Genomic DNA, 18,927 nt, shown 5'->3' with positions numbered 1-18,927 from the left:
CGAAGCAGCCGGCGCAGACCAGCCTTTTGGCCGCCGGGCGGGGTCCGCAGCAGGACGCTTGCATGGAAAGGGGAAGGGAGCGGCACCTGCCGCTCCCTTCCCTTTTCCGTATGCCTGCCGCCGCATTTCCGGCAGGGATCGCGCGGGGGTATGTCAGACCTCTTCTTTCCAGAGATCCGTCTTCCGGACAGCGTAGTGGTGTCCGTGAGAGTCCGTCTCGACCTCGAAGCCTGCCAGGTCGTCTTCCGAGGCGTGCTCGAAGTCGTCATGCTGGTGGACTACAGGCGCCGCGGTGTCGCCCCGGTTCGCGGGTCCGAACAGGACCTTCAGCTTGTCAGTCTTGTCCATGAAACCTTTGACCGAACGTGTCACTATTCCCACCCCCTTTCCTCGTCGTGGGTGGTTCAGGATGCTGCACAGCGGTGTGTCAGTGCCCTAATTTTACGCCCGACGGCGGGAAATGGCCCGGCCGGGTTTCGGCGAAACGTGCCTACCGCAGGGATTTGTCGTCGGGGTTGCGGGGCACCACATAGGTGCTGCCGTCGGGCCGGCGCACGGTCTCCCACTGCTTGGTCTCGGCCTCTCGCATCGCCAGCAGCCGCCTGTTCTGCTCGGTCATCTCGTGGCCGAGAGCACTGCGGTTGGCCGGGCCGAAGACGGCCCGGAGCTTCCCGGTTGCCCGCATGAACCTCTCGGCGGCGTTTCTTTCGGACATGGCCATCCTCTCCTGGGAACAAGACAATGATCCCAGTGTACGCTAATCATTAGTGCACTAATCATCAGAAGGAGCCGGTGTGACCGAAGGAACCGCAGGAAGCCAGGCAACGGAGGACACCCACGCAGCGCGGGACTTCCAAAAGAGCGGAAAATCCCGGGCGGGGCAGGACGACCTCCTCCTGGAACAACAGCTCTGTTTCGCCCTGACCGTGGCTTCCCGGAGCGTCGTGGGCGCCTACAAGCCTGTCCTGGACAAGCTCGGGCTGACCCACCCGCAGTACCTCGTCATGTTGTGCCTCTGGGAAGCCAGCCCGAGGTCTGTCCGCGACATCAGCGACGCCCTGGCCCAGGAGCCGGCAACCATCTCCCCGCTGCTGCGCCGCCTCGAAACCGCCGGGTTCATCACCCGCCAGCGCATGGCGGGCAACGAACGCACCCTGGATGTCCGGCTGACGCCGCGCGGAGCCGCCCTTCGGGAGCAAGCCACCGCAGTCCCCAGCATCATGATGGCCCGGCTGGGCCTGACCCGTGACCAGGTCGGCCAGTTGCACGCGTCCATGATGGACCTGATTGCGGCCACAAGGCCCGGCTCGGAGGACGCCCGCGGGCGGTAGACTGGGCGAAACAGAGGAGGACTGCTGATGCGCACGCAATCGGGCCGCCCGGGACTTGTTCTGGCGGCCGTTCTGTTGGCCGTGGCCGGACTTGCCGCCTGCACACCGAACGGCGGACCCGCCCCTTCCCCCTCCGCCAGCACGGCAACCGGCACCCCGACAGGCCCCTCGCCTACCCAGTCCCCCACAGCCCCGTCCGGTTCCCCTTCGCCGTCCGCAACACCGCTGCCATCCGGACCGGGGCAAGGCAACGCCAAGCTCGACATCGTGGTCAAGCCGTCCGAAACCGCCTCGCCGACCAGCTTCACGCTCGTCTGCCACAACGGGATTCCTGCCGCCGGAAGCCAGCACCCCGACCCCGCGGCAGCATGCCTGGCCATCAAGAAGAACCCGGCCATCCTCACCCCCGCCCCTCCCGACAAAACCCAAGCCTGCACCCAGCAGTACGGCGGCCCGCAGGTGGCCACGGTCACCGGCGTCGTGGACGGCCGGCAGGTGCAGTCGAGCTTCAGCCTGAAAGACGGCTGCCAGATTGCCGCCTGGAATGCCGCCAAGGCCGTCCTGGGTTCATCCGGCGGGGCGAGCTAAGCCCTTGCACCTTCAGCAGGAAGAGTGGCTGCCGCGCGAGGCCGCCCATCAGCACCGCGTCCGCCGCTATGCGGACCCGTATCTCAAGCGGCGTTCCGCCGGCCGGAAGCACCCGGTGGAGGATTTCCTCTTCACGTACTACACCCAGAAGCCCGGGCAGCTGCTCCGCTGGCACCCGGGCGCCGGCGTCCTGCTTTCCGGCCCGGAGGCCGCGGCGCGTGCCGGCTGGAAGTTCTACCGCCCGGCCGACGGCGCCGAACTCGCCGCGGCCGGGCTCCCGGCAGACACGCCGGCGGTGACGGTCGACGTCGACGCCTTCCTCCGGGACCGCCGGGAAGCGCTGCAGTTCGCCGGGATCATTCTTGCCGGGACCGCCGCGCGGCCCGCGCAGTTCGGCTGCTTTGGGCTGCACGAGTGGGCCATGGTCTACCGGCAGGACAAGTTCGACCTCAGGCACGAGTACCTGCAGTTGCGGCTGGGGTCCGGGCGCACCGATGAGGTGGTGGAGGAGAACCGGATCCGGTGTTCGCATTTCGATGCCTTCCGTTTCTACACCCCGGACGCCATTCCGTTGAACAGCCTGGTCCCCAGCCGGGAGAACCAGCGGACCATGGAGCAGCCCGGCTGCCTGCACGCCAACATGGACCTGTACAAGTGGGCCTACAAACTTTCCCCGCTGCTGCCCGGCGAGCTGGTCATGGACTGCTTCGAACTGTCGTGGCGGATCAGGGCCATGGACATGCGGGCCTCCCCGTACGACCTCGCCGACTGGGGATACCCCGCCATCCGGATCGAGACGCCGGAGGGCAAGGCCGAGTATGTGGACTATCAGCGGGCGTTCGCGGCCGAGTCGCAGCAGCTCCGGGCGCGGCTGCTGCAGGAACTGGCTCCGCTGCTCAACGCCGCGGCCATATCCGATTCCGCGACCGCAGGCCGGCCCCAGACGCAGGACACGAGCCCGAAGGACCCATCATGACAGAGCCAGCCAGCCCTGATGACGCCCGCAACGGCGTCGATCTGACCATTCGCCTGACCGAGGCTCCCGGCGCTCCGGAGTACACCTTCCGGCTGGTGGCCGGCGACGGCGCCCCCTCCGCCGCGTCCACCCTCCCCGATCCGGCCGCCGCCCTTGAGTCCGTCCGGCGCCACGGCGAGGCCATCTTCTTCCCGGAACCGGGGCCGCCGCGGCTGTGCACGCAGCAGTACGGCGGCCCGCAGACCGCCGTCGTGACCGGCTGGTACCTGGGCCGCGAGGTCAATAGCCGCTTCAGCCGGACCGACGGGTGCGAGATCGCCCGCTGGCGCGCGATGGCGCCGCTGCTCGGCGGCAACGCGGGCGGCAGCGGCGCCATCTAACCCGTCAGGCGGCCCGGGCCGGGCGCCTAAAGCGGCCCGGCTCCGTCGCTTCCCTGCGCTGCTCCTGCTCGAGCCCCTGGGCGCTTAAACGGCGACGGCCGGCGGGGTGAACCGCCGGCCGTCGCCGTTCTTTTTGGTGCAGGGTGCCGCCCAGGTTGCGTTGCCTAGATGGCGTTGTCCCGGGAGAAGGACTGATCGCTGTTCTGGATCTTGCCCTTCTCTTTCTTCACCTTCGTGCCCTTGTCCTTCTTGTCACTGTGTCCCTTGTCGCCATCGGCGTTGTCACCCGGACCATCGTTGGAGTTCTGGTCCTCAGAGGTCGGCGGGACCATGACGGCCCCTGCCGGGGTCACCAGGACGGAGACGAAGGTCGGCTCGCTGGCCCCGGCGAAGGTGACCCGGCCGATGTAGGATCCTTCGGCCAGTCCCTTCCAGTTCAGGCTGACGCTGCCGGCCTTGCCGTTGGACAGACGCAGCGGGTTCGGGTTCAGCGATGCGTTACCCACGTTCGCGCCCAGCACGGCGGAGTCCACCGAGGCCTTCGTGGCCTGGTTGTTCGGGCTGGCGTACAGATTCGCGTAAATCGTGTAGTTGCCCGGGGCCGGGTTGGGGATGGATACCGATTCACTGGCCGAGGACGTCGCGACCGTCAGCGGTCCCGTCGGAGTCATGACGTACATGTCGAAGTCAGCGCCCGGGTCCGAGGAAATGACCGAGAACTTTGCCAGCGGCGCGCCGGCCGGGACCTGGACGGTCCTGACGAGGTTCGAGGCATCCGTGGCTCCCGTGAACGGACCCGGGACGAGCTCAACCGCGGTGGAATCGGCCTTGGAGAGGCCGTCGAGCGTCATCTGAACCGGCGAGTTGGTACCCGAGACCACCTTGATGGCGCCGGAGCTCGTGCCGCCCTGGGAGGTGAAGGCGACATCGTGCGATGCCACTACCGACTGCGGGCGGACCGCAATCGGCGACGCCACGGACTTGTTGGCGCCCTGCCACGTCAATGACCCCATCGCGAACTTGCCCAGCGGTGCGCCCTGGTTCTCGAAGGAGACCTTGAACGTGCGCTTTTCGCCCGCGGCGCTGAAGTTCAGAACGGCCGGGGTGACCTTGACATTAATGCCGGGGACATCCACTTTGGCCCGGTAAAGTCCCGGGGTCAGGGCGGTCACCGTGCGGGTGACCTCGATCTTGCCGGCCAGGTTGCCCAGGGCGAAGGACGGCAGGTTCATGTCGCGCGGTTTGGTGGTGCCGATGCCCGGGATCCCGAGGTCGATCCCCGTGCCCTGGATGAAGGCCAGGTAGTCGTCCGTGGTGGCGTCGTAGACCAGGCCCGGATCCAGCACACGGGCCGGGTCAACCTGGCCGGCGCCGGTGGCGAAGACATCGGTGTTTTTCGACCCGTCGGCGTTCTTGATGTCGCTGGTGGTGGTCATCATCGCGGACTTGACCGTCGCCGGGGACCACTTGGGGTTCTTGCCAAGTATCAGCGCGCCGAAGCCGGCCACGTGCGGGGACGCCATGGAGGTGCCGGAGAGGAAACCGAAGCTGTCTCCTCCGGTGCCGATCGGCGAAACGCCGGCCAGCACGGCCACACCGGGCGCCGCGACGTCGGGCTTCAGGAGATCCGAGTTTTCGGCCAGCAGCGGGCCTCGGGAGGAGAACCCGGCGATCTGCGGCTGCGCCTCAAGGGGCAGGCCGGTGGTGTCCTTGTTGATCAGGGACACCTTGATGTCGGGGTTGGCGGCGACCTTGGCCTTGATGGCCTCGGTGGCCGGCGGGTTCACGTGGACGGTGGGGACCGAGTGCTTGTCCGTATCCAGCGAGGAGTTGCTCAGGTTGACCAGGATCATGCCGACGCCGCCGCCGCGCTTGACCTCGGCGCTCTTTGCGACGCGGTCAACCACACCGCGGTCACAGACCACCACCTTGCCGGCGATTTTGGCCGGGTCCAGCGACCCGTCGCCGCACAGGGCGGGACTGGTGCTTCCCGGGGCTCCCACGTTGGCCGCCAGAACGACGCCGGCGTTGGAGACCTGGCTGTTCATGATGCTGGCGCCGCGGTACTTGCTGCCGTCGGAGAACTCGACCGTGCCCTGCAGTTCCTGCGAGAAACTGCTGGCGGCGACCGTGGTCAGCCAGGGGGCGCCGTGGTTGACGGTGCTGGCAGTCGGGCCGGAGTTGCCGGCGGAAACGGCGACGAAGACGCCGGCAGAGGCTGCGGACAGGAACGCCATGGACACCGGGTCCGTGGTGGTGTCCGTGGCGCCGGAGATGGAGTAGTTGAGGACATCCACGCCGTCCTGGACGGCCTGGTTGATGGCCTCAACGGCGGACGAGGAGTAGCAGCCGCCGGTGTTGGGGTCGTTGTCTTCCCAGCAGACCTTGTAGATGGCGAGCTTGGCTGCCGGGGCCATGCCGCTGGTCAGTCCGAAGCTCCGGCCGTCAACGACGGCTTCCACGTTGGCATTGCCGGCAGCCGTGCTGGCAGTGTGGGTTCCGTGGCTGGCAGCGTCGACTGGAGAGAGCCGCTCGCCGGGAGCCCAGTTCGACTTCGGGACGTTGCCGGCGAAGACGTCGCCGAAGTACCGGGCGCTCAAAACCTTTGAGTTGCAGGCAGTGCCGTCGAAGTCGGTGCCGGTCTGGCACTCGCCTTGGAATGAGTCCCCGTCGGCCTTGAGCATCTTGATCTTGCCGTCTGCGGTGCGGTAGGGCACGCCCACAACAGGATCTCCGGTGAGCGGCTTAACCTCGTCCCCGGCGAAGAAAGCGCTGGAGGGCGTGTAGCCCGTGTCGATGACACCGACCACGACGCCCTTGCCGGCCGCGTCCTGGCCACCGAACTTGGTGTTCCAGGTGCCGTTGGGCCCGCTGAGCTTCAGGAAGTCGGTGCTGGAGTAGTCGGGTGCGTTCTGCGTATCCGGCGCGACCACCAGGACCGCGGGGTCCTTGGCCAGCTTGATGGCCTGGTCCGCCGTCAGCTTGGCGCTGAAGCCGTTGAGGGCTGCCGTGAACTGGCGCTGGATCTTGACGCCCTGCTGGCGGGCCACCTGGGCCTGCTTCTGCTCCAGGTGCGCCCCGTACTGCTTGACCTCGGGCCGGTTCGCGTCCAGCTTCTTGCCGGCGGCCGGCTTGGTGGCCGGCAGCCCGGCGGTCCCGCCGTCGTAGGTTGCGGACGGCTTTTCAGCCAAGACCACAATGTAGCGGCCGTCCTTGTAGGTGTTTGGATCAATGTTCTTCTGCGCGAAGCCGGCGACGGCTGCGCCCTGGGCGGGGGCAGCGTTGGCGGGTGCGATCGCGATGCTGGACAGAAGAACCGGCAGGCCCAGGGTCAGTGCCGCGGCCCTCCGGAGTCCCCCGCTTCGAAGGAAGCTCTTTCCTGGTGATGTCACGAGTGATGAACCTTTCGTAAAGGAACGGCTCGGCTTCAAAGCCGGGCCCTACGGACTGGCGGGGCAGCGCCGGGCGATCGCCCGGCTGACCCGACGGATACCAGCCGATTCATACAGTACAGACTGAGAGCCAGATATGACATAGACCACTTGGGGCTATTTAAAATTTGTCACGCATCGCGACACGATGTGTCGACCACGCTTCTGAGCTGGGCCGATGCCGAAGCTGCGGGGACGCCGACGCGCGGGCGGCCGCCCAGGGGCGGTGTCCGGGCGGGTCTGCTGGCCGGCTTACTGGCGCGGTGTCCGCACCACGTCGCTGATCCATGCACGGGTCTTCTCGTCCAGGGGCCCGGCCACGTTGCTCTTGCGCGCTGCACGGTCGGCCATGACCTTCTGCAGGACCATCCGGCCCAGCCCGGCAAAGACGGCGGCGGCGACGACGGGCAACAGCACGGATTTCGCTTTCTCAGCCATGCGCCCATCCTACTGACCCGCGGCTGCCCGGGACCATAGGCCGCATCCCGCCCGGGGCGGCATTTGTCCAGTTCCAGGAGCTGCCGGAGAGCCCACGTTCACACTCCCAGCCCGAATGCGGCCGGATGCAACGCGCCCGGTAGAATGGGCATGCAAGCTCGCGGAGCGCCCTTATCACGTTGTCCTCAAACCACAGCGGATCGGCGTGAGACGGCACCACTCCGCTGCGCCCTTACCCAACGCTCACGCACAGGAGTTGCCGGATGCCCCGGATCGTTGTCGACGTCATGCCCAAGCCCGAGATTCTGGACCCGCAGGGGAAGGCGATCGTCGGTGCGCTGCCCCGGCTGGGCTTCACCGCATTCAGCTCTGTCCGTCAGGGCAAGCGCTTCGAACTCACGGTCGACGGCGAGGTGACCGAGGAGATCCTGGCCCAGGCCCGGAATGCCGCAGAGACCCTGCTGTCCAACCCGGTCATCGAGGACGTCGTCAACGTCGAGGTCGTTGAGGCCTGAGATGACTGAACTCCCCCTGATCGGCGAGGCTGTTGCCGTCGCCGCGCACCCCCGGTTGGCCGGTGCGAAGATCGGCGTCGTCACCTTCCCCGGCACCCTGGATGACCGCGATGCCGCCCGTGCGGTGCGCTTGGCCGGTGCCACCCCGGTGGCGCTCTGGCACGCCGACACCACCCTGGGTGACGTTGACGCCGTCGTGATTCCCGGCGGTTTCTCCTACGGTGACTACCTCCGCGCCGGTGCCATCTCGCGGTTCGCGCCGCTGATGGCCAAGATCATCGACGCCGCCAACTCGGACGCCAAACTGCCCGTGCTCGGCATCTGCAACGGCTTCCAGATCCTGACCGAGTCGCACCTTTTGCCCGGCTCGATGATCAAGAACGACCACCTGAAGTTCCTCTGCCGCGACCAGGTCCTGCGCGTCGAGAACAACACCACCGCCTGGACCGGGGACTACGCCGCCGGCCAGGAAATCACCGTGCCGCTGAAGAACCAGGACGGCCAGTACATCGCGGACGAGAAGACGCTCGACGCGTTGGAGGCGGAAGGCCGCGTGGTGTTCCGCTACGTCGGCTGGAACCCGAACGGCTCCCGCCGCGACATCGCCGGCATCTCCAACGCCGCGGGCAACGTGGTGGGCCTCATGCCGCACCCTGAGCACGCCGTGGAGGCCGGCTTCGGCCCCGAGCTCGGTTCCGGTACCGAGGGCCTCGGTTTCTTCACCTCTGTCCTGAACAAAATCGTGGGAGACAACAAATGACGGAGACACCCGCAGTGGCGGCACCCGCGGAGACCGCCCGGAAGTTCAACATCGACACCGTCGAGAACGCGGCCAAGACCCCGGACACCGAGCTCCCCTGGGCCGAACTGGGCCTGAAGCAAAATGAGTTCGACGAGGTCGTGAAGGTCCTGGGCCGCCGCCCCACCGGCGCCGAGCTCGCCATGTACTCGGTGATGTGGAGCGAACACTGCTCCTACAAGTCCTCGAAGAACCACCTGCGCCAGTTCGGCGACAAGGTGACCGAGGAAATGAAGAAGGACATGCTCGTGGGCATCGGCGAAAACGCCGGCGTCACCAACCTGGGCGACGGCTGGGCCGTGACGTTCAAGATCGAGTCGCACAACTCGCCGTCGTTCGTTGAGCCCTACCAGGGCGCGGCAACTGGCATCGGCGGCATTGTCCGCGACATCATCTCCATGGGCGCCCGCCCGGTGGCCGTGATGGATCCGCTGCGCTTTGGCGCGATCGACCACCCGGACACGGCCCGCGTCATGCACGGCGCCGTGGCCGGCATCGGCGGCTACGGCAACTCCCTCGGCCTGCCCAACATCGGCGGCGAGATGGTCTTCGACTCCGTGTACCAGGGCAACCCGCTGGTCAACGCCCTCGCCGTCGGCGTCATGCGCCACGAGGACATCCGCCTCGCCAACGCCTCCGGCAAGGGCAACAAGGTGGTCCTGTTCGGCGCCCGCACCGGCGGCGACGGGATCGGCGGCGCCTCGGTGCTGGCCTCCGAGTCCTTCGACGACACCAAGCCTTCCAAGCGCCCCGCCGTCCAGGTGGGCGACCCCTTCGCCGAGAAGGTCCTGATCGAGTGCTGCCTGGAGCTGTTCAAGGGCTCCCTGGTGGAAGGCATCCAGGACCTCGGTGCCGCAGGCATCTCCTGCGCCACGTCCGAGCTCGCTTCCAACGGCGACGGCGGCATGGAGGTCGAGCTGACCTCCGTCCTGCTCCGCGACCCCACCCTGACCCCGGGCGAAATCCTGATGTCCGAGTCGCAGGAACGCATGATGGCCGTCGTCACGCCGGAGAACATCGCCGCGTTTGAAGCGGTCATGGACAAGTGGGCCGTGGAGTACTCCTGGCTGGGCGAAGTGACCGACACCGGCCGCCTGATCATCACGTGGGAAGGCGAAGTCATCGTCGACGTCGACCCGCGCACCGTGGCGCACGACGGGCCGGTCTACGACCGCCCGTACGCGCGCCCGGAATGGCAGGACGCCGTCCAGGCCGACTCGTTCACCGGGTCCGTGCAGGACGCCGGCCGTCCCGTAGCCCCCGCGGAGCTGGCCGCCGCCATCACCGAGCTCGTCGCCTCGCCGAATATGTGCAGCAAGGCCTGGATCACCAAGCAGTACGACCGCTACGTCGGCGGCAACACCGCCATGGCGTTCCCGGACGACGCCGGCGTGGTCCGGGTGGACGAGGAAACCGGCCTGGGCGTGGCCCTGGCCACCGACGCCAACGGCCGCTACACCTACCTCGACCCGTACCACGGCGCGCAGCTGGCCCTGGCCGAGGCGTACCGCAACATCGCCACCTCCGGCGCCGTGCCGATGGCCGTCAGCGACTGCCTGAACTTCGGCTCCCCCGAGGATCCCGACGTCATGTGGCAGCTCGCCGAAGCCATCCGCGGCCTGTCCGACGCGTGCATGGTCCTGGGCATCCCGGTCACCGGCGGCAACGTCTCGCTGTACAACCAGACCGGCACCACCCCCATCCACCCCTCCCCCGTGGTGGCCGTACTGGGCAAGTTCGACGACGTCGCCCGCCGCACGCCGTCGGGCTGGAAGGAAGACGGCCAGGCCATCTACCTCCTCGGCACGACGGCGGCAGAGCTGGACGGTTCGGAATGGTCCAACATGCGCGGACACCTCGGCGGCCTGCCGCCGAAGGTTGACCTCGACGCCGAGCGCGCGCTCGGCGAGATCCTGATCAACGCCTCCCGCGACGGCATGGTGGACTCCGCCCACGACCTTTCCGAAGGCGGCCTCGCCGCGGCCCTCGTGGAGTCCTCGCTGCGCTACGGCGTGGGCGCCCGGATCGCGCTGCAGGACGTCCTGGACCGCGACGGCGTGGACCTGTTCACGGCGCTGTTCTCCGAAACCCAGGGCCGCGCCGTCGTCGCGGTGCCCCGCTCGGAGGAAATCCGCTTCACGGACATGTGCACCGCCCGCGGCTTCGCGCACGTCCGGATCGGCGTCGTGGACGCCGAGGGCGGCACGCTGGAAATCAACGGCGTCGAGACCATGAACCTCGACGCCCTCCGCGAAGCCCACGAGGCAACCCTGCCGAAGTACTTCGGCTAATCCCCACCGCCGCAAGCAACGCGGGGTCACTTACCGCCCATAAATCCCCTCGGGATGGGCGCTAAGTGACCCCGCGTTGCTTGTTAGTCGTCGCTGCGGAGCTCGCGCTGCCGGGCGCTGAGGAGTTCAAGTTCCGGCCGGGCCGCGACGAAGCGTTCGACGGCGGCCAGCACCTCGACGAGGTGGGCCCGGTCGGCCGCGACCAGGCCGACGCCGATCACGGTGCGCCGGTGCTGATCCTGGAGGTCCGCCTCAGTCACGGAGACATCGAAGCGCCGCTTGAGCTCGGCCAGCACCGGCCGCACCACGGAACGTTTCTCCTTCAGGCTATGGACGTCGCCCAGGAGGAGATCGAATTCAATCCAGCCGATCCACATGCCACAAGCCTATCGATTGCTCCGATGCCGGTTAGATGGTGAGTTCGCCCATCCGGTCCCAGCCTTCGCCGTCGAACTGCCGGCTGATGATGCGCGGCGTCTCTTCCAAGGCCTGAGGCATGTCCGCCATGGCCTTCTTGAAGTGGTCGCTGTTGACGTGGTCACCCGCGGCGTCATCCTTGAAGGCCTCAACCAGAACGAATTCGTGGGGATCCTCCACGCTGCGGGACCAGTCGAACCAGAGGTTGCCCGGCTCCTTCCGGGTGGCCTGGGTGAAATCCTCCACGAGCCCGAGCCAGCGCTCGGACCACTCGGGCTTGACCTTGAATTTGACGACGATGAAGATCATTGGCTGAAGCCTTTCGTTCGGTTTCCGGAGTTTCAATTCTTGCAGGCGCTCAGCAGGCCTCGATGGCCTCGCGGGCCAGTTCCTGCTGCCGCGGGGTGCCGATCCGGTCGGCCCACTGTTCGGCCAGCTGGAACTCCACCATGGCCTCGGTGCAGCGGCCGGCGTCGTGCAGTGTCCACCCGAGGTTGTTGTGCAGCGCCACGATCCACCGTTTGGTCCGCTCATCGTGGACCGTGGACGCGTACTCCAGTGCGCTCCGGGTCCAGGTTTCGGCGTGCGCGGAGTCGGCAATGGCGAGCATGTGCAGCGCGTCCACGGCCAGGAATTCCTCGCCCAGGTGGTCTGCGAGTTCAGCGGCCTGTTCAAACAGCGGCACGGCCATTTCGGGGTGGCCGCTGGTATTGAGCACCCGGCCGCGTTCCAGGAGCACCCGCACTGCCACGGTGGGCTCATCGCCGTCAACGGCGTCCAGGAGGGCGTCGGCTTCCTCGAAGCGGCCCTGCAGCCCGATGGCCCGGCCCAGCTGCGTGGTCAGCTCTGCGCGTTCGTCGGCGTCGTAGCCGGGATCGGCAATCGCCGCGCGGAACCGGGTCTCCGAGAGCGCGGGGTCATCGAAGTTCCACAATCGGTCAAGGGTCTGTTGATCCAGCATCCAAAGGCTCCTGCTCAGTTCACACCTGCGGCCAGTTCTTGGGCACTCCTAATGTATCGGGAAGTGACGTGCCGTTGCGCCGCCCGGGCCGCCAGGCCCCCGGCCCTGTAGAACCAGTTGGAGTGCCGGCTAAAGGCGGTGATCGTCAGCAGCACCTGCCCCGAGGCGTCGATCGCCACCTCAAAGGCCTCCTCGCCACGTTCCGGATGGCCCGGCAGGGTGCCGTACCCGAACCCGGCGCTTTGCGGCCCGTCGTCGAGTGCAACCGGGCGCACCCACACCACTTCACAGGGGGCGTTGATCCGGAAGGGGCCGACGCCGAATCCGCTCACCACGCGCGCGCCGGGCACGACTGTGGCCGACTCCGTGCGGACGCGCAGCCCGGACCGCTTCTGCAGCTCCCAGGCAAGGACGCCCTCAGCCACCCGCCGGTACAGCGCCTGGCCGTCGCCGAGGTAGGTCCGGGACACCAGGCAGGGAAAGCCTTCCGGAGCCTGGCCGTGCTCGGTGGAGCCGATGCCCGGATAGTTCAGCGCGCCGCGGGCGATCCGCGCGTTCACGCGCTGCCTCCGCCGGCCAGCCGGGCCCAGCCGAGCTGCTCCTGCTGCCGGCGGCTCAGCGACGCAACCACGAGGTCGTACGAGTCTTCCACCATGTCGCGCACCATCGCATCGGGCAAAGACCCGTCCAGGCGCACACCGTTCCAGTGTTTCTTGTTCAGGTGCCACGCTCCGGTGATCTCCGGATGGGCGGTCCGCAGCTGCTGGGCCAGGGCCGGCTCGCATTTCAGGCTGACGGAAAAGTCGGACTCGTCCATCGCGGAGAGGGCGAACATTTTGGCCTCATTCCGGAGTCCGCCGGAGACGGCGGCGCGGACCTTGAAGACGGAGATCTCGGGTCCAAACGGAAAGTCCTCGAAGGCCCCGGGGAACCCGAGGCAAAGGGCCCGAAGGGCAGCTGCATCCATGCCTCGAGCCTACTGTTTCAGGTTCCGTTGCGGAGGCTACAAGCCAAAGCGCGCGGCGTCCTGCGCCGGGCACGCGTTCATGATCACATCGAGGCCGGCGGCCTTGGCCCGCCCGGCGGCCGCTTCATCGATGACGCCCAGCTGCAGCCACACGGCTTTGGCCCCGACGGCGATCGCCTGGTCCACGACGTCACCCACCCGGCGCGAATTCACGAAGCAGTCCACGACGTCGATGGGCCGCTTGCTGTCCGGGATGTCTGCGAGCCTGGCGTAGCCCGTCTCGCCGTGCACGGACCCGCCCCGCAGGTTCACCGGAATGATCTCCATGCCCAGCCGGTCGCGGATGAAGAGGGCGGTGTCGTAGGCGGCACGCCTCTCGTTGGTGGACAGGCCCACGATGGCCCAGCGCCCCTTGGTGCGCATGAGCCGTTCGAGTACTGAGGGATCGTTGACGTGCGACATGACCACAGCCTACGCGCTACGGGTGGCCGGGAAGCGTGGGGATCACATCGGGAAGTGTCGGCGCGGGCAGCGGTTCGGCGGGAAGGCTGCGGTCGCCGCCCCGGCCGGGGAGTGCGGGCATTCCCGGCGTGACCGGACGATGTGGCGGTGTGGGCAGGACCCCGCCACGGCCAACGGCGGGCGGCGTCGCGCCGGGTGTGGGCTCCGCATGAACCGCAGCAGCGGATCCGGGCTCGGCCGGTGCGATGCCGGGCGCCGGGGGCGTGGTGGCATGCGCCGTTTCCGATCGGATGGGGGTTGCCGGGAGGTCCGCCGGTGACGGCTGGGCGGGCTTCGGCGCCACTTCCCGGCTCTGGCCGGAAGGCTGGAAGATGACGCCGACCGTATGGCCGACGCCGTGCCGGAAATCCTCGCTGGAGGCCGCCACGGCACCGGCACCGAGGGTCATGGCGCCCACAACGGCGCCGCCGACGATTGCCAGCCGGCGCTTGCGGCCGCGGCGTTCGGCGAGGCTCGTGACCCCGGGCGGCAGCGATTCATCGGCGGAATCCTTCGCGGATGTGACCGTGGGGAGTGCCGTCGTCGTCAATGGGACAGGGCGCACCGGGCCGGGCGCTCCGGCGGCCAGAAGTGCCGCGAGGTCGGCGCGGGGTGCGGGTGCCTCGTCAGGGACCAACGCCTTGAGCTGTTCCAGGGAGTTGCGGAGTTCGGGGGCAGCTTCGAGGCCGGAATCGCGGAGCATCGCCTGGATGCTGCCATCCTGCTGGGTGTCGCGTGTGCCGGTCATGATGCTGCGTGGTCCTTTTCGGTTACGAGTTCGCGCAAGGCGCTGAGCCCGCGTCGCTGAAGCTGTTTGATGGCCCCGGGTGTCTTGTCCATGATTCCGGCCACCTGTTCGATGGAAAGGTCAGCGACGATGCGCAGGACCAGGACCTCCCGCTGCTCCTCGTTGAGCTGGGAGAGGGTGCCAGAAATGCCGCCCAGGGAGCCGAGGGCCTCGTCCTCGGCGGAAGCGGAATACCGCGCGTCGACCAAGGGATCGTATTCGGCCAGGTACGGTGTGCGTTCGGCCCGGCGCCGGTAGTCGACCAATCGCGCGTGGGCGACAGAGAAAATGAAGGTCCGCAGCCCCGTGTGGCCGCCGGTGACGTTGGCCAGTTTTGGCAGGACGTCGACGAAGACGTCCTGCGTGAGCGCCTCGGGATCTTCCACACCGCGGGCCCGGAAATAACCGAGCACCGCGGGCGAAATGGCCGTGTAGACAGCGCTGAAGCCTGACGGGTCGCCAGCCAAGGCGGCTGACAATTCGTCATCGCTTAGCTGTTCTGCCAAGAGGCTGTCCTTCCGTTACTGCTGGGGGTGCGGCCTCAGCAAGTCTAGCGGCCGCACCCCCGATGCCTCGGTGGAGGCATTCAGTGCTTGCTTGTCGAGGCTTACTTCTCGACCTTGGGCAGCTGCGCAGACGGCGTAGCCGGAACGGCCGGGGTGGCCGGAACGCCCTTGACGGCGGGAACGGCGGGAACAGCCGGAACGGCAGCGTTTACGTTGGCGTTGGCGTGCGCCTCGCCGGCAGCGCTCTTGACACCGGCGGTGCCGCTGACGTTGGCGCCGTCCTTCGAGTCAACGGTGCCGTCGACGGAGCCTTCACCGGCAGCTTTGGCGCCCTTGGCGGCGGCGTCGCCCTTTGCGGAGCCGTCAGCAGACGGGGCAGACGGTACCGCGGGGGTGGCCGGTACGGCCGGAACGGCGGGCTTCGCCGGGAGCGTGGGGGTGGCCGGCACAGCAGGAGTAGCCGGGGTGGCGGGCGTAGCGTGGGTCACGTCAGACTGCTGGGTGCTGGACACCTGAGCCGCGTTGGCCAGTCCGATGCCGGAGAAGCCTCCGACTGCGAGGATGGCGGCGCCGACGGCAATCTTGGTGGTCTTGCTAACACTCTTCATAACAGACATACATCCTTTGTTTTTGGTGGAAGGCGGGCTGCGGCCCTCTGTGGGCAATAGACAGCCCGTTCTCGCCGTGGAAGGCTGGCCGGCGCCCATGGGGGCAGGCGCCGGCCGGCGCTTACGGTGGAAGGCCTGCCGGAGAACTGGTGGGGGGTCCAAACTCCGGCGGCGCTTACATAAGGAGTAATCGCTGGGGTGGCCCGAAAGGTTACGCGCTGATCGGAAATTTCTTTTTTTCTTTTCCGGAAGGGCTTTGCCGCCTGGCACAGCACGTCGTTAACGACGGCGCCATTAACGACGACGGCGGCGGGCCGCCCCTTCCAGGGTGACCCGCCGCCGTCGTGCGTCGGTCAGTGCCGCATCAGCTACTCAAGCGTCCGCCAGAGCTAGTCGTTGATGAGGTCGTTGACCACGATTGTCTGGTCGCGGTCCGGTCCGACGCCGATCGCGGAGAAGCGCGTGCCCGAGAGCTTTTCCAGGGCCAGGACATAGTTCCGGGCATTTTCCGGCAGGTCATCCAAGGTACGGGCGCCCGTGATGTCCTCGGTCCAGCCTTCGAAGTACTCGAAGATCGGCTTGGCGTGATGGAACTCGGTCTGGGTCATGGGCATCTCGTCGTGCCGGACCCCGTCGACGTCGTAGGCCACGCAGACCGGGATCTGCTCGATGCCGGTGAGGACGTCGAGCTTGGTGACGAAGTAGTCTGTGAAGCCGTTGACGCGGGAGGCATGCCGGGCCAGGACGGCGTCGTACCAGCCGCAGCGGCGGGGGCGCCCGGTGTTGACGCCAAACTCGCCGCCGGTCTTCTGCAGGTACAGGCCCATCTCGTCGAACAGTTCCGTGGGGAATGGACCGGCGCCCACGCGCGTGGTGTACGCCTTGATGATGCCGATGGAGCGCGAGATGCGGGTGGGGCCGATGCCGGATCCCACGGAGGCGCCGCCCGCGGTGGGGTTCGAGGACGTGACGAAGGGGTAGGTGCCGTGGTCGACGTCCAGGAAGGTGGCCTGGCCGCCCTCCATGAGGACCACCTTGCCCTCGTCCAGGGCCGTGTTCAGGACAAAGGTGCTGTCAATGACGAGCGGGCGGAGGCGTTCGGCGAAGGACAGGAAGTACTCCACGATCTCGTCCACCTCGATATCGCGGCGGTTGTACACCTTGACCAGGAGCTCGTTCTTCTGGCGCAGCGACCCTTCGACCTTCTGGCGCAGGATCGAGGCGTCGAACACATCCTGGACCCGGATGCCGAGGCGGGCCACCTTGTCCATGTACGCCGGGCCGATTCCGCGGCCGGTGGTGCCGATGGCGCGGCTGCCGAGGAACCGCTCGGTGACCTTGTCCAGGACCTGGTGGTAAGGCGCCACGAGGTGGGCGTTGGCGGAAACGCGCAGCTTGGAGGTGTCGGCGCCGCGGGCCTCGAGGCCGTCGATTTCCTGGAACAGGGCTTCCAGGTTCACCACGCAGCCGTTGCCGATGATCGGCACCGCGTTGGGGCTCAGGATGCCGGCCGGAAGGAGCTTGAGCTCATACTTCTCACCGCCCACGACGACGGTGTGCCCGGCGTTGTTGCCGCCGTTGGGCTTGACGACGTAGTCAACCCGGCCACCGAGCAGGTCGGTGGCCTTTCCTTTGCCTTCGTCGCCCCATTGGGCTCCGACGATCACGATTGCTGGCATGGGATCCTCCCCCATTCGTTCGGGCCGAGCTGCAGGTGATTGACCAGGTGGCCACCGCAGCGCAGCGCCGTTCATGAGAATGCCCCGAATCTACCGCTGTGCTCTTACCCAACGCCAGAGTTCCGGGGCTCTTACCACCCAAGTTTAGCCGAAAACGCTCTCCGGCATCGCCCACCAGCACCGGCCCGACACATAGCGGACGTGACTTGCGGGCCGACCGGGCATGGAATTAAGTGGGAGGGACCATCCCGAGCGGCCGAGGGACCTGGACCGTTGACGCCGCAGCAACCCTGCCGGACACAGCCCGCTTCACCGCGGCGGCCGTGACCGGCCACGGTGCTACTGCCAGGACCGATGGAAAGGAACCCGCGCCATGTCCCAGAACACCTTGTCCCAGAACAGCCCGTCCCAGAACACCGATCACATCCGGGTCACCCATGCCGGCTCCTTGCCCCGCACGCCCGAGCTGATTGCCGCGAACGAGGTCAAGGAGGCCGACGGCATCACGCCTGAATTCCTGGACCTGCTGCAAACCTCCGTCGTGGACGTCGTCCAACGCCAAAAGGATCTCGGCATCGATATCCCCAACGACGGCGAATACGGGCACACGATGTCCAGTTCCGTGGACTACGGCGCCTGGTGGAACTACTCCTTCTCCCGGCTCGGCGGCCTGGAACCGACCGACGTGGACCGCTGGGCCGACGCCAAGGCGCACCGCTCCTCGCCGGGGCACATCGTCCTGACATCCTTCCCGGACCGCCGGGACCGGCAGAAGTTCGATGACGCCTACAACGATCCTTCCTCGGGGATCCTGGCTCACCGCCGCGCGGTTACGCAGCCAAAGATCGCCGGGCCGCTGACGTACACGGGCCAGGCGCTCGTGGCCTCGGACGTCGCCAACCTCAAGACCGGCCTGGCCGCGGCCGGCCTCACCGAGGGGTTCGTCGCGTCCCTCTCCCCCGGTTCGTGCGCCCGCGTGGCCAACGAGTACTACCGCAGCGATGAGGAACTCCTCTATGCCTGCGCCGACGCCATGCGGGAGGAATACAAGGCCATCATTGACGCCGGCCTGACGGTCCAGCTCGACGACCCGTCCCTGGCCGAGAGCTGGGACCAGATCAACCCGGAGCCGAGCCTCGAGGACTACCTGAAGTTCATCCAGCTCCGCGTCGAAGCCACAAACTGGGCGCTGCGCGATCTCCCGCAGGACAAGATTCGGCTGCACGTCTGCTGGGGTTCCTGGCACGGCCCGCACACCACCGACATCCCGTTCGCTGACATCGTCGGGGCGGTCCTGCAGATCAACGCCGGCGGCTACTCCTTCGAAGCGGCCAACGTCCGGCATGAACACGAGTGGCGGGTGTGGGAAGACACCAAGCTCCCCGACGGCAAAGTCATCATTCCCGGGGTCGTTTCCCACGCCACCAACGTTGTGGAGCACCCGGACCTGGTGGCAGACCGGATCGTGCGTTTTGCCGAGCTCGTCGGCCGCGAAAACGTGATTGCGTCCACGGACTGCGGGCTGGGCGGCAGGGTGCACCCGCAAATTGCCTACGCCAAGCTGGAGGCCCTGGGTGAGGGCGCACGCCGCGCGAGCAAACGTCTCTGGTAACAGCGCCGGAGGGCAGGCCCGCCGTCCGGTGCCGCATTTCGCGGGGCTTGATAGACTGATATAGATCGATCAGGAATCGGTCCACACCACATTTTCAAACCACACCATTGCTAAGCATGGCCTGTATTCGGCGTGCCTGC

22 protein-coding genes are annotated in these 18,927 nt (G+C 67.3%); 8 read left to right on the top strand and 14 right to left on the bottom strand.

Annotated elements, in window-relative coordinates:
• Positions 1–153 precede the first annotated feature (153 nt).
• Both AB4Y72_RS09035 and AB4Y72_RS09030 read right to left on the bottom strand, forming a co-directional pair.
• On the bottom strand, positions 154–348 hold the full coding sequence (locus AB4Y72_RS09035; RefSeq protein WP_441425829.1) for a hypothetical protein: 195 nt from the start codon (positions 346–348) through the stop codon (positions 154–156).
• 142 nt (positions 349–490) lie between these two features.
• Complete coding sequence (locus tag AB4Y72_RS09030) at positions 491–715, bottom strand: hypothetical protein (protein ID WP_441425828.1); 225 nt, start codon at positions 713–715, stop codon at positions 491–493.
• A gap of 181 nt (positions 716–896) precedes the next feature.
• Between AB4Y72_RS09030 and AB4Y72_RS09025 the strand changes: the two genes are divergently transcribed.
• Genes AB4Y72_RS09025 through AB4Y72_RS09010 form a run of 4 tightly spaced genes read left to right on the top strand, consistent with a single transcriptional unit; the run spans position 897 to position 3,275 of the window.
• Complete coding sequence (locus AB4Y72_RS09025; RefSeq protein WP_441426000.1) at positions 897–1,331, top strand: MarR family winged helix-turn-helix transcriptional regulator; 435 nt, start codon at positions 897–899, stop codon at positions 1,329–1,331.
• A gap of 27 nt (positions 1,332–1,358) precedes the next feature.
• Positions 1,359–1,919, top strand: a complete 561-nt coding sequence (locus AB4Y72_RS09020; RefSeq protein WP_441425827.1) for an SSI family serine proteinase inhibitor — start codon at positions 1,359–1,361, stop codon at positions 1,917–1,919.
• A complete protein-coding gene (locus AB4Y72_RS09015; RefSeq protein WP_441425826.1) occupies positions 1,876–2,895 on the top strand; it encodes a 3-methyladenine DNA glycosylase in 1,020 nt (339 codons plus the stop codon). The genes AB4Y72_RS09020 and AB4Y72_RS09015 overlap by 44 nt, the downstream gene beginning before the upstream one ends.
• Positions 2,892–3,275 carry a serine protease inhibitor gene (locus AB4Y72_RS09010; protein WP_441425825.1) on the top strand — a complete coding sequence of 128 codons (384 nt, stop codon included), beginning with the start codon at positions 2,892–2,894 and terminating at the stop codon, positions 3,273–3,275. The genes AB4Y72_RS09015 and AB4Y72_RS09010 overlap by 4 nt, the downstream gene beginning before the upstream one ends.
• Positions 3,276–3,439: 164 nt before the next feature.
• On the opposite strand, the gene AB4Y72_RS09005 is transcribed toward AB4Y72_RS09010, so the two are convergent.
• On the bottom strand, positions 3,440–6,667 hold the full coding sequence (locus AB4Y72_RS09005) for a S8 family peptidase (RefSeq protein ID WP_441425824.1): 3,228 nt from the start codon (positions 6,665–6,667) through the stop codon (positions 3,440–3,442).
• A gap of 291 nt (positions 6,668–6,958) precedes the next feature.
• Positions 6,959–7,144, bottom strand: coding sequence for a hypothetical protein (locus AB4Y72_RS09000; protein WP_441425823.1), 186 nt, complete (start codon positions 7,142–7,144; stop codon positions 6,959–6,961).
• A 263-nt stretch (positions 7,145–7,407) separates the two neighbouring features.
• Between AB4Y72_RS09000 and purS the strand changes: the two genes are divergently transcribed.
• From purS to purL, 3 genes are read left to right on the top strand one after another with little or no spacing between them, the layout of a single operon-like run.
• Positions 7,408–7,659, top strand: coding sequence for a phosphoribosylformylglycinamidine synthase subunit PurS (gene purS / locus AB4Y72_RS08995; RefSeq protein ID WP_011690410.1), 252 nt, complete (start codon positions 7,408–7,410; stop codon positions 7,657–7,659).
• Between the two features lies 1 nt (position 7,660).
• Positions 7,661–8,419: a phosphoribosylformylglycinamidine synthase subunit PurQ gene (gene purQ / locus AB4Y72_RS08990; RefSeq protein ID WP_441425822.1), complete on the top strand. Its 759-nt coding sequence runs from the start codon at positions 7,661–7,663 to the stop codon at positions 8,417–8,419.
• A complete protein-coding gene (purL, locus tag AB4Y72_RS08985; protein ID WP_441425821.1) occupies positions 8,416–10,749 on the top strand; it encodes a phosphoribosylformylglycinamidine synthase subunit PurL in 2,334 nt (777 codons plus the stop codon). Before purQ ends, purL begins: the two co-directional genes overlap by 4 nt.
• Positions 10,750–10,832: 83 nt before the next feature.
• On the opposite strand, the gene AB4Y72_RS08980 is transcribed toward purL, so the two are convergent.
• The 10 genes from AB4Y72_RS08980 to AB4Y72_RS08935 form a co-directional block, all read right to left on the bottom strand.
• Complete coding sequence (locus tag AB4Y72_RS08980; RefSeq protein WP_441425820.1) at positions 10,833–11,126, bottom strand: DUF503 domain-containing protein; 294 nt, start codon at positions 11,124–11,126, stop codon at positions 10,833–10,835.
• Between the two features lie 31 nt (positions 11,127–11,157).
• A complete protein-coding gene (locus AB4Y72_RS08975) occupies positions 11,158–11,475 on the bottom strand; it encodes a putative quinol monooxygenase (protein WP_441425819.1) in 318 nt (105 codons plus the stop codon).
• A gap of 49 nt (positions 11,476–11,524) precedes the next feature.
• Complete coding sequence (locus tag AB4Y72_RS08970) at positions 11,525–12,127, bottom strand: hypothetical protein (RefSeq protein ID WP_441425818.1); 603 nt, start codon at positions 12,125–12,127, stop codon at positions 11,525–11,527.
• 14 nt (positions 12,128–12,141) lie between these two features.
• On the bottom strand, positions 12,142–12,687 hold the full coding sequence (locus tag AB4Y72_RS08965; RefSeq protein ID WP_441425817.1) for a DUF1990 family protein: 546 nt from the start codon (positions 12,685–12,687) through the stop codon (positions 12,142–12,144).
• On the bottom strand, positions 12,684–13,094 hold the full coding sequence (locus AB4Y72_RS08960) for an MmcQ/YjbR family DNA-binding protein (RefSeq protein ID WP_441425816.1): 411 nt from the start codon (positions 13,092–13,094) through the stop codon (positions 12,684–12,686). The genes AB4Y72_RS08965 and AB4Y72_RS08960 overlap by 4 nt, the downstream gene beginning before the upstream one ends.
• Positions 13,095–13,130: 36 nt before the next feature.
• Positions 13,131–13,556 carry a CoA-binding protein gene (locus AB4Y72_RS08955; protein WP_441425815.1) on the bottom strand — a complete coding sequence of 142 codons (426 nt, stop codon included), beginning with the start codon at positions 13,554–13,556 and terminating at the stop codon, positions 13,131–13,133.
• A 16-nt stretch (positions 13,557–13,572) separates the two neighbouring features.
• The gene (locus AB4Y72_RS08950; RefSeq protein WP_441425814.1) at positions 13,573–14,343 is read right to left on the bottom strand and encodes a hypothetical protein; all 771 of its coding nucleotides are present in this window, start codon (positions 14,341–14,343) and stop codon (positions 13,573–13,575) included.
• Positions 14,340–14,888, bottom strand: a complete 549-nt coding sequence (locus AB4Y72_RS08945) for an RNA polymerase sigma factor (protein ID WP_441425813.1) — start codon at positions 14,886–14,888, stop codon at positions 14,340–14,342. Before AB4Y72_RS08945 ends, AB4Y72_RS08950 begins: the two co-directional genes overlap by 4 nt.
• 101 nt (positions 14,889–14,989) lie before the next feature.
• The gene (locus AB4Y72_RS08940) at positions 14,990–15,496 is read right to left on the bottom strand and encodes a hypothetical protein (protein WP_441425812.1); all 507 of its coding nucleotides are present in this window, start codon (positions 15,494–15,496) and stop codon (positions 14,990–14,992) included.
• A 389-nt stretch (positions 15,497–15,885) separates the two neighbouring features.
• The gene (locus AB4Y72_RS08935) at positions 15,886–17,175 is read right to left on the bottom strand and encodes an adenylosuccinate synthase (protein WP_441425811.1); all 1,290 of its coding nucleotides are present in this window, start codon (positions 17,173–17,175) and stop codon (positions 15,886–15,888) included.
• A gap of 373 nt (positions 17,176–17,548) precedes the next feature.
• On the opposite strand from AB4Y72_RS08935, the gene AB4Y72_RS08930 reads away from it, so the two are divergent.
• The gene (locus AB4Y72_RS08930; protein ID WP_441425810.1) at positions 17,549–18,787 is read left to right on the top strand and encodes a cobalamin-independent methionine synthase II family protein; all 1,239 of its coding nucleotides are present in this window, start codon (positions 17,549–17,551) and stop codon (positions 18,785–18,787) included.
• Positions 18,788–18,927: the final 140 nt, after the last annotated feature.

This window comes from Arthrobacter sp. YAF34, from assembly GCF_052113245.1.
Lineage (GTDB): Bacteria > Actinomycetota > Actinomycetes > Actinomycetales > Micrococcaceae > Arthrobacter.
The sequence above is the reverse complement of the archived record's forward strand: the minus strand, read 5'-3'. Positions and strand labels throughout refer to the sequence as shown.